Below are 12,838 nucleotides of genomic sequence, written 5' to 3' on the forward strand. Positions count from 1 at the left end.
GTGAAACATGTTCCGGGCAGCCCCGGAACAATCATTTCAATTTGAATGAGAGGTATATCTTATTGTGGCGCAGGTAATTCTAATGGTAGCTCAGCGGAACCACCCAACCATTTTTCTTGAAGCTCATTCAAGGTGCCATCTTTGTTCAGCTCTTGCAGGCGAGCGTTGATTTTAGCAATCAAAGTAACACTATCTTCATCTTTACGACCAGCCCAAGTGATATAGCGCACAGGCCCGAAAGCTGGCATTACGATTTCAAAATCATCGGGTCTTTTTTGTGTGGCCATAAATAAAGCAGGCAATGTATTTGCGACGGCATCAATACGGCCAGCAATCAGATCAGCATAGGCCTCTTCAAAACCAACATAGGTTTTAACCTGCTTAATTGGGATCCCTTGTTCTTTAAGCTTTTCAGCAAAAAGATTTACATCGCCCAAAGGAACGGAACCTGCCTGTGTTCCGATAGTTTTCCCACCCAAATCTTCTGGCTTGTTGATGCTCGTATCTGATTTACGCTTGATGATTGATACGGTTGCATCAGCAATCGGAATGCTAAGCGCAAATTTTTCAAACCGTGATTTATCAGCGACGATTGAAGTTACGACATAATCAAACTTCTTGGCTTGCAAGCCGGGCAGAATACCTTGGAAAGGCAAATCAAGCCGGTTTAATCTGACATTAGGGAAGGCTTCCATCACTTTTTCAATGACATCCGCAGAATAACCGACAATTTTACCGTTTTCAACAAATTCAAAAGGCGCATAACGAGCTTCTGTTCCGACGATAAATTCACCGCGCTTATTAATCTTAGCTAAAAGATCATCCTCTGCTTGAACAGGGGTTTGGCATAAAACGAGAAAAGCTGAACATGCCAAAATAGTGCGGCTTATCCACAAGCCATTACGAAAATATTTTTTCATTTTTCCTCCCAAAGATCCTATCCAACGGCATTTGGTATGCTCTAAGTGGATATGAATATTGGTACTTAGACTAAATTTCACATTTGATATATATTAATTTTAACATTCATATATTATTATTGCTAATGTATCGTTTTACATGAGATCGGAAGGAGAGGCCTATTGCGGTTTTCTGATGCAGACCTGAAGTCATGCCGTATTTTTCGAGCTGTAGTTGAAAATAGCGGGTTTACTGGTGCTCAAATCGCCTTAAACATAAGTCAGCCATCAGTCAGCGCCCATATCAAAGCGCTCGAACAGCGGCTAGGATTTGACTTATGTAAAAGAGGTAAATCCGGATTTCAACTCACTGAAAAAGGTGAACGTGTTTATGAAGAGCTCAAACGTTTACTGCACTCGGTGGAGCATTTTGAAATTGCTATGGGTGAATTGCGTCACCGCTTAACTGGAGCCTTAAGGCTTGGTTTGGCAAGCAACATGGTAACTGATGAGCAGTTTTCCATTCGAAATGCGATGGAACGTTTCAATCAGCGTGTGCATGATGTTTCTCCCAATATTCACATCGGCACACCTGACATGCTCGAAAAGGAACTGCTTAATGGTTCCATTCACTTGGCAATCGGTAATTTCACCAGTAATTTCAACACATTACTCTATCGAAAATTGTATGATGAGAAAAACACTCTTTATTGTAGTGCTCATAGCCCTTTATTCAATGTCCCGCCTGAAGATATTACACCGACCATTATCAAGGATGCCAATTTGGTGACACGCGCTTACCTTAATCAAATGGAACTTTCTCATTTGCGTGATATTCATCCACGCGCTGTCGTTTCCAACATGGAAGCACAGGCTATTCTCATTTTAAGTGGAAACTACATTGGTTATCTAGCAGATCACTATGCTGAAAGATGGGTGGAGAGAGGTGAGCTGCGCTCATTAGCCCATCCGGATTTAGATAAATTAATTCCTTTTCAGGTTGTTACACGTAGTGAGATGTCCACATCACAAGTTGTTGCAACTTTCATTGATGATATTTTTAATTCTTTTACTCAAACTAACAAATAAATCCAAAGTTGATGGTCATTTCTGCTCAGCTATAAGCCTCAATGAAAGAGTCTTCATAGGTCTTGATAATAGTTAGGTGTCCAAGTTGAGAAAGTCAGAATATTCTTATGATACACGCTATCATTGAAAATTCAGGACTCAATCGTTCAAAATAATCTCGGCTTTTTCATCAAGGGATCGCTTAACCGCCTCCCATTGTGGCATTGAGCGGCTCAACAAGTGAAAAAAATCAGGGCTGTGATTGTGCTCGCGCAGATGGCAAAGCTCATGTGTTATCACATAATCAATGCTTTCACGGGATGCTCGGACAAGAAAAGGATTGAGGGTGATCAACCCTCCAGCTGCACAGGTGCCCCAACGTGTTTTCATTTCCTTTAACTGAAATGATGGAACTTCCTGAGGCCATGGCAATCGGCTGGCGATGACAGTGATGCGTTGCGCAAAGTAATTCTGCGCCTTCATTCTGTACCATGCGCGGACACGGGCTCTTATTGCGGCTGTTGAAACATGATTATGAGCGACTTCTAAAAGCGCGCCTTTTAGCTTCACTGACCGTTCTTCACGCGGCACTTGACGGACTTTTAGGCTGTACCGCCTGCCAAGATAGAGGATTTGTTCTCCGCTGACATATTCGCGTTTCAGAACATGCTCAAAGCGCTTCTTTGCATCGTGCACATTATCATAAATCCACCGAGCGCGTTTCTGGACAGCTTTTGATATATCTGCTTGGCTCGCGCTTTCTGGCACTTCAACTTCTACAATCCCATCGGGATGGACGTGGATGCGTACGCTCTCACTGCGTCCTGCTGAGGGCTTAATCTTGTAGGGTATGACAACTTCGCCGTAGCGAAGAAAATGCTCAGAATGAGCCACGGCTGACCCCAAGTCGAACAATTTCAATCACGCTATCAATGAGCCTGTTAGATTTATCCAAACCATTCAGCTCGTTGAAATAGCGTGGCAGCAATTCGCGCCTTATCTCTGCTTCAACGTTCATCGGGTTGATCGAGTGCTTGGAAACAGCATTCTTGACGACTGTGTCTATATGAAAGGCTTCTGCGACGAGCCAGTCCTCACCGCGATCCGGAACAACCGTTTCTCCGAGTACCAATGGAAACAGGCCGAAATAAGCCGTGGCATGACGATTATCGCCAAAGCGCTCCGGGACGTTTGGATTTGCGCGAGCTTTGGTTTGCTCTTCTAGATCTTTGAAGACAACAAACTGTTTGTGCGGGTTGTCGAATAGGGCTTCCGCTTCCAATATCGCTTTTCTGAGCAAGGCAGAGAAAACTGTTTGTGCATAAGGGTCTTCAGCAAAGTCTTGTTCAATGGTTTTGGTGAGTCGTGTTTTAATCACGTCTGTTTCAGCACGTGCCTTATCATCGCTCCAAGAAGTCGGATCATTTAGCGTTTTCTCCCCAGAAGGATTGCTAAGGTCAATTAACCCTTCTGACTCTTCAATATTCACACCGATAACCTGCCGGTCCACAAGATCTCTGATTTGCTTCTCATAGGCTGAGAAATCGACTGTTTCTTGTGCGTCCTGCTTTGCCTGTATCCGTAACTCAGTGAAGAACTTCAAATCTGACTTGTATTGCGCTATCGTAGCCTCATCAAATGAAGCGTCCTCAAAGAACGATCGCGATGATAATGCCAGCTTCAAGCACATTCCGAAGTCGGTCAGGGCTGCATAAAAATCTTCACGAATTTTCTGGTTCTGATCAAAACTTGCTCCATCTTCACCAAGCTTGGTGTCGGGAACTAGAACACGGCGGAGTTGCTCGCGGTCTCTTTTATTCTTCACGACTGAAAAGATTGCCCAGACTGCATCATGAAGAGCAGGCAGGCGCTTATATTCAGTCGACATACTGGCATAGATGCCATTAATATCATCAACATCAAAGCCACCCTGAGTGCGCTCAGCAAGATCCTGATAGGCTGTCAGGGATGTGTCAAGTTCTTTTAGAATACCCCGGTAATCAATGAGTAAGCCATATGGCTTCTGCTCATGCAGTCGATTAACACGGGCAATTGCTTGTAAGAGATTGTGCTCACGTAAATACTTATCGATATAGAGGACAGCGTTACGTGGCTCATCAAAACCTGTTAACAGCTTGTCAACGACGATTAAGATGTCGGGGCTCCCGTCTGTTCCAAAGTCTTCGATTGTGCGTTTTTCGTATCCTTCTGGATCAGAGCCGACATTTGCGGCCCACCACTTTTGAACCTCAGGGGTCTTGGCTTCAGACGTGTCTTCGTGGCCTTCACGGGTATCCGGGGCAGAAATGATTACTGCACTAGTCACAAGCCCTGTTGTGTCAAGAGCCTCTTTATAGCGGATCGCCGAACGCTTACTGTCTGTAGCCAACTGGGCTTTGAGCCCCAACCTTTTCCAATTGCGGGAAAAATCCTCTGCAATATCTAAGGCAATGAGTTCAATACGGTTATGCGCGCCATAAATGCTGCCACGCGTTGCAAACTTTTTCTTCAGGTCTGCTTTCTGCTCATCTGTTAGGCCAGTCGTGCGTTTATCAAACCAATTGTCAATTGCGTCATCATTAATATCAACCATTGGCTTACGCTCTTCATAGAGGAGCGGTGTTACCGTTCCGTCCTCTACGGCGCGTTGCATTGTATATGCATGAAGGATCGGGCCAAACTTATTGCGTGTTTTATCGTCCTTCAGTAGCGGCGTTCCTGTGAACGCAATAAAGGCTGCATTGGGCAGCGCCTTACGCATTCTTTCATGGTTCTCACCGCCCTGACTTCTATGGCCTTCATCAATGAGAACGATAATATCTGAGGACTCATTATGACATTCATCATAGCGCGTAGCACTGTTGAACTTTTGCAGCAGCGTGAAGGTTATACGCTCAGTTCCAGTACCGATACGCTTAGCAAGATCGCGTCCAGTTTCCGCTTTCGCGTTAGCGCTTTCCTTTTTGGTAGCAACAGCAGAGCCGAATGCGCCACCTGATATGAATGTTCCTGCAAGCTGGCGTTCAAGATCAACACGATCAGTCACGACAATCAAGCGGCAGCGTGAAAGCTCATCATCGATAAGCAAGGCTTTCAGAAAAAATACCATGGTGTAGGATTTTCCTGATCCGGTGGTGTGCCATATAACACCACCTTCACGCGCACCTTCAAGCGAGCGTTCGCTAACTCTAGTGAGCATCGATTTGACGCCTGAAACTTGTTGATAACGCGCCGCAATCTTCCCGGCTTTGCGGTCAAATATAATGAAGTATCGTATGAATTCTAGGAAACGGACTGGGGTCAATAGTCCTGTAATTGCCGTATCTTGCTCAGTTGCAACAATGCCTGAGGACCACAGCGCATCAAAGTATCGGCGTGACGCGGCTGAGCGATCTGCAAACAAGGCGCTAAGCTGTGAAGCATTCAGGGGCTTGTTCACGAGTGCATTCAGTTGATCGGCAGTGAACTCCTCTTCGCGCCAAGCAGCATAGAACTTCAAGGGCGTGTCGATGGTGCCGTAACGCGCTTCAGTGCCGGAAATTGATAGCAGAAGCTGTGCGTAGGCGTAGAGCGGTCTTATGCCATCTACTTTCTGATTGCGTAGATGCTGTGAAATGCCTTCCTTCAACATATTCTTGTCAGGGTTAGTGCCTATGGGCCGTTTGCCTTCAATGATGCAAAGAGGGATGCCATTCACATAAAGGACGATGTCAGGACGAAAATGCCCATGCATTCCTTCGCGTTCGACGGAAAGCTCTTCTGTGACGTGTAAAAGGTTGCGTTCAGGTGTCTCAAAGTCGATCACTGGGACTGTGACGGAGTGCTTGTGACCATCAGGCATGAATTCACTGATGGTGATACCAAGCGTCAAATGTTTGGTTACGCGTTCATTGGCAGCCAATAGGCCTTCGGTGAGGCCTGTATCGCTGATCGCCTTAATAACATTAGCAATTGCGCCTGACGAAAGAGGGTATTCATTTCCGCGATATGTGAAGCGATAAGCCGATAGCCATTGCTTCAGTGTACCGGTCATTAGAACAGCGTGTTCGCTTCCACGTTCAATCAAGCACTTGTTCTGAGAAACATATTCCCAGCCCAGTTTCACCAGCAGCGCAAGAGCCGGGATTTTTGCTTGGCTTTCTTCGTCAGTTCTAGGTCGCTCGGTGTGGCTCATACAGTGACCCTTCGTTTGCCTGTGAGAAGTTGCTGCACGAGGGCGTTTTTTTGCTTTTTTATTTGAGCTAAGTGCTTATTCAGGCCTCCGATTTGATCGTTTGCCGTATCCAAAATATCAGAAATTTGTTTCTGTTCTTGAAGTGAAGGTAACTGAATTTTCAGTTTCATCAATTCTCGTTTGGAAAGGTTATATCGCGTTGCACCCTGAGCAAGTTTTCTTATGTCTTTGCGGAAAACTGAGCCGCGAAATATATGCCTTGCAAATGCTGGAATGAGGGCATCATAGTTGTGTAATCGGTATCCAAAACAGAAACTGTTAAGATAGCATTCGTTTGGTTCATCTAGCAAAATGCTAGACATACCGACCTCATCGGGAGTTTCCGACGAAGTTGTGAAAAAAATATCGTTTTTCAGTACTCGATGCTGACGTTCATTAACATTGATTTGGACGTGCTCGACTTTGTTTAAATCAATCGCAGAATTACCAAAAACCATCATATAAGTGATATAGGGTGCCCCACTACCGAAATCTTCTTTAGATTTCCCTGTCAATCCACCATAAGTTTCCCCGAGATTACCTAACGTTTGTTGGTGCCACTCACTCCCCTCGAACCCCTTCAAGCGCCTCTTTCCGGTCAACAATTGCTGCATCAGAGCGCGCTTCTGTGCCTCCGCATTGGCAAGCAGTTTTTCCGTCGTTTCGATAGCCTTGTCCCATGTCGAAAGGATTTCCGCGATCTTCTTTTGTTCGGGAAGGGGGGGTAAACAGACGATAATTGATGAAAGGATCGCTTGACTGAGGTTGGAAATGTTAGTACCGCCCCCGCCACGGCTGATTTGATCTGTGACCGGACGCGTCCTCATTAACGAGGCAACATACTCTGGAAGGGCAGCGTCGCCATTAAATCTCCCTCTAATAGTGAAGCCCGAGAAAGACACAGGCTCCTCCACTAATGGAAAATACATGCAACGACCAATGAGGTCTTTGTTCCCATTGGAACGGACAAACAATAAGTCGCCTGAACGCAAGAAGTCGTCCTCGCCGAGTCGGCCGACAGCTATTGGCTCAATGGCGCCGAACGATGTCATGCTATGGCATCGCCAAAAGTGAGGAATTCCTACCACTCTTACTTTCTGTCCACCGCTATCCTTCAAGAAATTTAATCCATTCCGAAAAGTCGCAACATCGCTCAGTCGTCGTTTTTTCCACCCCTCAGGAACCATAACCAAGCTCCTTCAAATACCCTGCCATCTTCGCTTCAAGCTCATCCATTTCCGCTTTCAGTGTTTCACGTTCGGCTACCACAGCCATAAGATCAATTTCTTCTTCTTCTTCAAAGGTGTCGACATAACGTGGAATATTCAGATTGAAGTCATTGGCCGCAATATCTTCACGGGACGCAAGGTAAGCATATTTTTCGATAGTCTTGCGGTCATCGAAGGCCGCAAAGATGCGGTCAAGCTGCTCATCACCCAGACGGTTCTGGTTCGTGCCTTCCATATAATCACGGCTTGCATCAATGAAGAGGACATCCGTGTCAGTTTTTTTCTTTCGGAAGACAAGGATTGCAGCGGGAATGCCTGTGCCAAAGAAAAGCTTTTCTGGCAGACCAATCACGGCATCAAGTAGGTTCTCTTCAATCAGCTTCTGCCTAATCCTGCCTTCGCTCGCCCCTCTGAACAGAACGCCGTGTGGTACTACAACAGCCATGCGTCCGGTTTTAGGCTTCAACGTCTCAATCATGTGCAGAATGAAGGCATAATCGCCCTTGGTCCTTGGCGGAATACCACGCCGGAAGCGACCAAAGGGATCTTTTTCAGCTTTCTCTGAGCCCCATTTATCAAGGCTGAATGGCGGATTGGCAACGACCACATCGAAATGACGAAGGGTATCATCGCCCGTTCTCAGTTTCGGGTTGCCAATGGTGTCGCCCCATTCGATTTGATGGTTTGCTTCACCATGTAGGAACATGTTCATTTTAGCGAGCGCCCAAGTGGACCCAATGGCCTCTTGTCCGAACAGCGCATAATGGGCCTTGCCGTTGGTATTATTGCGGACCTCACCGGCACATTTGAGCAGCAAAGAACCTGATCCGCATGTAGGATCGCAAATATCATCGCCTTCTTGTGGCTCAACCAGACGAGCGAGAAGCGACGACACTTCTGCCGGTGTATAAAATTCACCTGCTTTTTTTCCCGCAGATGCCGCAAACTTGGAAATCAGAAATTCATAAGCCCCACCGATAATATCGAGGTTGCCTACGCGACTCGGACGAAGATCCAATTCTGGCTTTGCAAAGTCTTCAAGCAGGAGACGCAGAATATCATTTTTCTGCTCTTCATCGCCAAGCCTGTTGGCGTTAAAAGAAATGTCCTGAAAGACATCCCGAAGCTTATCACCGTTGGCTTCTTCAATGGCATGGAGGGCCTTGTCGATGCGCTCACCGTTTCCGGGCTTGTGTCGGTCGCTATATAGGGCGTCGAAGCTTTTTTTTGGGGGAAGAACGAATTGCTCCTGTGCCATCATCGCTTCGATCAATTCAGGGTGATCGCCGTGCTGTTCAACATAGGCTGCATAATGATCCTTCCACACATCTGAGATGTATTTCAGAAACAGCATAGTAAGCACGTAATCTTTGTAGATGGAAGCGTCTACGGTGCCCCTGAATGTGTCACATGCAGCCCATGCTGCCTTATTGATGGTGTCTTGAGTAATACGGCTATTCAACTTAATTCCCCGTTTATGCTGTAATGATCAAAGCAATTCATTGCGATCATTGATCTGTTAAAGGACAGCCAGCACAGATATCAATAACTGAGGTGTACTCATAATCTGGAACTTTGCAACGAGAGTCTCAAGCGCTTAAAAATTAGTTGCCCCTTGTTAGCCGCCAAAAGGCATTATTATTGCCAGCTATAAAAGCCGTGTGATTGCAGCATCGGTAAAAAGGTCGGTATCACGGATATAGCGTGACAGGCTGCTTTCGGTACGGTGGCCTGTGGTTTGTCTGATCTTGTATGTAGAAGCACCTGCCTGTGCTGCGGATGTTGCAAAGCCGGCACGCAATGAATGACCGGAAAATGGTTTTGGATCATATCCCGCATTTGCTATCCGTGTTTTAACGACAAGGCTTACAGCTTCACCGGATATGCGTCGTTGCAATATGTGTCCGTGTTTATTGATGCAGACGAAAATGGCACCGGATGGCCGTTCCAGCATATCCAGCCACGTTTTCAGAGCCGTGACAGGGCAATGCCTTGTTCTGCCAAGCGGTACAGCAATTTTGCGTCCTTGGCCTTCTTGATCCGTTTTAGATCGGCGTAAGATTACCAGCATGCCTTTGGGAATAAACTCAATGTCATCAATATCAAGGGATGCCAGCTCTGAGCGACGCATAGCTGTTGCAAAGCCTAACAGCAGTAAAGCACGGTCTCGGATATCTTTAGGGCGGTGATCACCCAGCTTATCGAGCATGGCAAAGAGATCATCACGCAGGATTGCAGCAGCCTGTCTTTGTTGCGTCCCCAATGAACGACGAATGCCGCGCAACGTGGATTTTACCAATTCAGCCTTACAAGGATCATCATAACCACGGGTACGATGTGCTTTCGCTAGAGATGCCAGTCTTCGTTCGATAGTGGCCACTGCATAATGACCAGCCATTTCGGCAATATAAGATGCTATGTCCGACGGCGATGCAGGGAGAATGCGTCCAGCGGCTTCAAAATGGGCTAAATCTGCCCTGTAGCTTCGTTTAGTGCTTTCCGATAGGGAAAGTGAGAGAAAATCCTGAACCCCGCTTGGCAGAGCTGGAAAATGAGAGGCCGTTAGACCCCAATCATATTTATTCGAATTTTGTCCACTGTCATGCATGTTATTTTGCCCCCTTATCGGTTTTAGCCAACAAGCGCCGAGCACGAAGAGCATTTAACTGACCGAGATTGTGGCTAACCGCCTCAACAAGTTCTTCAATCCCGTCAATTGGAAACCCAATCTTGAAAAAGTCAGCTTCACGGCCAAGACGCTCAAGATCAGCTGAACCTTGCCATAAAAATTGCGGTCGCACGGGAATGGCATCAACATAGAAAGCTGCCATCGCTGCTGCATCAGCCGCACGGAAGTCAGCAACCCATTTGCTCAGAACCTCAGCCACTTGATCATTCTGTAATGCAAACCGCCCAATAGCTGCTTTACCGGCATAAGTGTGCTTGTCATAAGCATAGGCAGGTACACCACGGATTGCAGGTGAAACGGGTAGAGCTACATCAGTCGTATAAGGCCAAACCGAATTCTCAGATGAATGTGCTGCTGCCCATAATACTGGAAGCATGATTGCGATTGGATGGCGGGTTCGCCCACAAGCATAGGCTACATCTGACAGGAATTTATCCGGCACACCTGCATTGGCAAAGGCTGCCATCAACTGTGGTAAATCACCTTTACCAACCCTGCTTTCGCCTGACCAGTTCAAACCTGAGGCATACCATGCTGCAATTGCACGGGTAAGGATCGGTAGTGAACTATCGACCGCCATTGCTATCCGCTGGTCTACCGTATGTTTCCCGACCATACAGAGTTCATCCTCATATGCGGGGTGATAACGAGCAGCACAAACCAGATAATCAGAACATCGACATTTAGGCGCAAGGGCAAGCGTTTCGATTATATTGGCCAGTGCCCCGATAAAATCACCGTTCGGCGCTCCACGACTCAATTTGGCAGTTTTAACCACCAATGACAGCGCATCGGGGGAGGCTATACCGATATCCTCAATGGTGATGAGCAGTAAACGCGACCAGATCGCTGCTCCACGCAATTGATGCAGGCGTAAACCTGCGGCAACGGCCAATGCCACGTCACCCCGCCGAATAGCTTTTTGAAGCAGGCTGGAAGCGACCCACGGGTCAAGATTGCTTACCACATCCCATGCGCTATCGCTATAAACCCCAGCTTCTGCTGCATGGGGGTCATTTACATATTTTGTCATCAACGCTTTTCCTTGATTATTACCTCATGGAAAACGTTAACTTGGAGCGGTCTAAAGCCAATGATTTATGCAATTTCGGATGAAAAAAGGCAGGTCAGCTTAAAATGATATTTGCCACGTGTTCAGCATGAACTGCCTTGTCCGCCGCCGTGTCCCGCCAAAAGCATGAGACATGGCATATGACGCCATCAATACAGTTTAATTCAGTGACCACAAATAAACGTAACCAGAGCGGTTCACCAGCCCTTTACGAACCTTGATGAAATTGAAGCCGCGTTTAATGAGGCCGTTGATAGCACGGATAATGTCATGGTTTTCAAACTCACCATCACGGCCATAGGCGATTTGCGCCAGCTGAGTTGTAGTCAGGCTTGGATGTTGCTGTAGCGCTTCCAACACTGATCGTTGAATACGCCCCTGAGGTTTTGCCATGACTTTAATTTCATTAGATTTTGACATTGATTTACACCCTTCATGCTTTTTCCGCCCAGCGTCATTTTGACGATAATTATTAAGGGGGGAACGGTTCGACACTCATGTGTCTTCAGAGCATGAAAATGTGATCCCGTCACCAATGGTGGCGATGGCTGGTACAGTTGGTGATACGCAATCAAGTTGGTTAGAAAGGCTGTGCTAGCCCGCAATCAAAGTACGAAAAAATCATTGGCTCATAATTGATGTTTAAATTGGTCTCACGTGCGCGTTTATTCCTAGTATCCCTATTTTTGCCGTTCTTGAGTTTCATTGTCCATTCCCGTGAGTGAGAATGGAGCGTAGCGACATTCGAGCCTTATCTACATGTCCGTTTCTCTGTCCCCCTGGTTATATAGATAAGTTATTAAAGATACTTAAGAGAGACATAGAGAAATGGACATGGGCTACTAGGCGTCCTTTGGTTGCATTTTCAAAATCTTTTTCATTATGCGATTAGCCTCTGCTATAGTAATTTTCCCGTCAGACTGCTGTACGCTCAAATAGGTTTCTAAGGCTATATGTGGATGTTTCAGGATGATTTTGAGATTAGGCCAGAGATAAAAATGCTCAGCCGTCCCTTCTGATTTGGCCTGTGCCATAAACTGTTGCCAGCCACTCAATGTTAAAAGGCACGATAAAACATCCTGTGCGTCAGTGCTAAATGTTTGCACCATGTGACGTGAGCCCCGCAAACTCCTCCAGATTTTGGTAGAGTCCAATCCTTGGTAGGAGATGGACAATGAAACGCTCACGGTTTTCAGATGAACAGATAATTGGGATGATTAAAGAGCAGGAAGCGGGAACGCCCACTGCACAAGTATGCCGCAAATATGGGATTAGCAGCGCTAGTTTTTACAAATATAAAGCCAAGTTTGGTGGCCTGGAGGTTTCCGATGCGCGTAAACTGAAAGCATTGGAAGAAGAAAATGCCAAGCTAAAAAAGCTGTTGGCTGAGACGATGCTTGACAATGCTATTTTGAAAGATGTCGCTGCAAAAAAATGGTAACGCCCGATGCCAGGCGAGACGCAGTTGTTCACGTCTGCCAAGTGTATGCCGTGAGCCAGCGTCGGGCGTGTGCCGTTTTATGTATTGATCGATCAAGTGTGCGCTATCGTCGTAAGCGTCCTGATGATGCGTATATTCGTGAAGCAATGAAACAAGTGGCCTCCGAACGACGGCGCTTCGGTTATCGGCGTATTCACGTCATGCTGGAACGACAGGGGATCATCATG

Annotated in this window: 10 protein-coding genes and 1 pseudogene; 2 read left to right on the plus strand and 9 right to left on the minus strand. The window is 46.5% G+C overall.

From position 1 onward, the window contains the following. Nucleotides 1–59 precede the first annotated feature (59 nt). Nucleotides 60–1,001 carry a transporter substrate-binding domain-containing protein gene (locus FHS77_RS13610; RefSeq protein ID WP_343061023.1) on the minus strand — a complete coding sequence of 314 codons (942 nt, stop codon included), beginning with the start codon at nt 999–1,001 and terminating at the stop codon, nt 60–62. A gap of 81 nt (nt 1,002–1,082) precedes the next feature. Between FHS77_RS13610 and FHS77_RS13615 the strand changes: the two genes are divergently transcribed. After that, on the plus strand, nt 1,083–1,988 hold the full coding sequence (locus FHS77_RS13615) for a LysR family transcriptional regulator (protein WP_184224294.1): 906 nt from the start codon (nt 1,083–1,085) through the stop codon (nt 1,986–1,988). A gap of 138 nt (nt 1,989–2,126) precedes the next feature. Here FHS77_RS13615 and FHS77_RS13620 read toward each other — a convergent pair whose 3' ends face one another. The 8 genes from FHS77_RS13620 to FHS77_RS13655 form a co-directional block, all read right to left on the minus strand. Further along, the gene (locus FHS77_RS13620) at nt 2,127–2,861 is read right to left on the minus strand and encodes a YgjP-like metallopeptidase domain-containing protein (protein WP_184224296.1); all 735 of its coding nucleotides are present in this window, start codon (nt 2,859–2,861) and stop codon (nt 2,127–2,129) included. Next, nucleotides 2,848–6,141, minus strand: coding sequence for a type I restriction endonuclease subunit R (locus FHS77_RS13625; protein WP_184224298.1), 3,294 nt, complete (start codon nt 6,139–6,141; stop codon nt 2,848–2,850). Before FHS77_RS13625 ends, FHS77_RS13620 begins: the two co-directional genes overlap by 14 nt. Next, a complete protein-coding gene (locus FHS77_RS13630; protein ID WP_184224300.1) occupies nt 6,138–7,367 on the minus strand; it encodes a restriction endonuclease subunit S in 1,230 nt (409 codons plus the stop codon). Before FHS77_RS13630 ends, FHS77_RS13625 begins: the two co-directional genes overlap by 4 nt. Continuing rightward, the gene (locus FHS77_RS13635) at nt 7,357–8,871 is read right to left on the minus strand and encodes a type I restriction-modification system subunit M (RefSeq protein ID WP_184224302.1); all 1,515 of its coding nucleotides are present in this window, start codon (nt 8,869–8,871) and stop codon (nt 7,357–7,359) included. Before FHS77_RS13635 ends, FHS77_RS13630 begins: the two co-directional genes overlap by 11 nt. Nucleotides 8,872–9,057: 186 nt before the next feature. Beyond that, entirely contained in the window at nt 9,058–10,017 is a 960-nt protein-coding gene (locus tag FHS77_RS13640; protein ID WP_184224304.1) for a site-specific integrase, read from the minus strand. A gap of 1 nt (nt 10,018) precedes the next feature. After that, nucleotides 10,019–11,131 (minus strand): hypothetical protein, encoded by a 1,113-nt coding sequence (locus tag FHS77_RS13645; protein WP_184224306.1) that lies wholly within the window; start codon nt 11,129–11,131, stop codon nt 10,019–10,021. 198 nt (nt 11,132–11,329) lie between these two features. Then, nucleotides 11,330–11,590 (minus strand): hypothetical protein, encoded by a 261-nt coding sequence (locus tag FHS77_RS13650; RefSeq protein WP_184224307.1) that lies wholly within the window; start codon nt 11,588–11,590, stop codon nt 11,330–11,332. Between the two features lie 422 nt (nt 11,591–12,012). Continuing rightward, on the minus strand, nt 12,013–12,279 hold the full coding sequence (locus FHS77_RS13655) for a hypothetical protein (RefSeq protein WP_184224309.1): 267 nt from the start codon (nt 12,277–12,279) through the stop codon (nt 12,013–12,015). Nucleotides 12,280–12,344: 65 nt separating this feature from the next. Between FHS77_RS13655 and FHS77_RS16265 the strand changes: the two are divergent. Continuing rightward, nucleotides 12,345–12,838: pseudogene (locus FHS77_RS16265) on the plus strand (transposase); the annotation flags it as partial.

The organism is Paenochrobactrum gallinarii, from assembly GCF_014205685.1.
Lineage (GTDB): Bacteria > Pseudomonadota > Alphaproteobacteria > Rhizobiales > Rhizobiaceae > Paenochrobactrum > Paenochrobactrum gallinarii.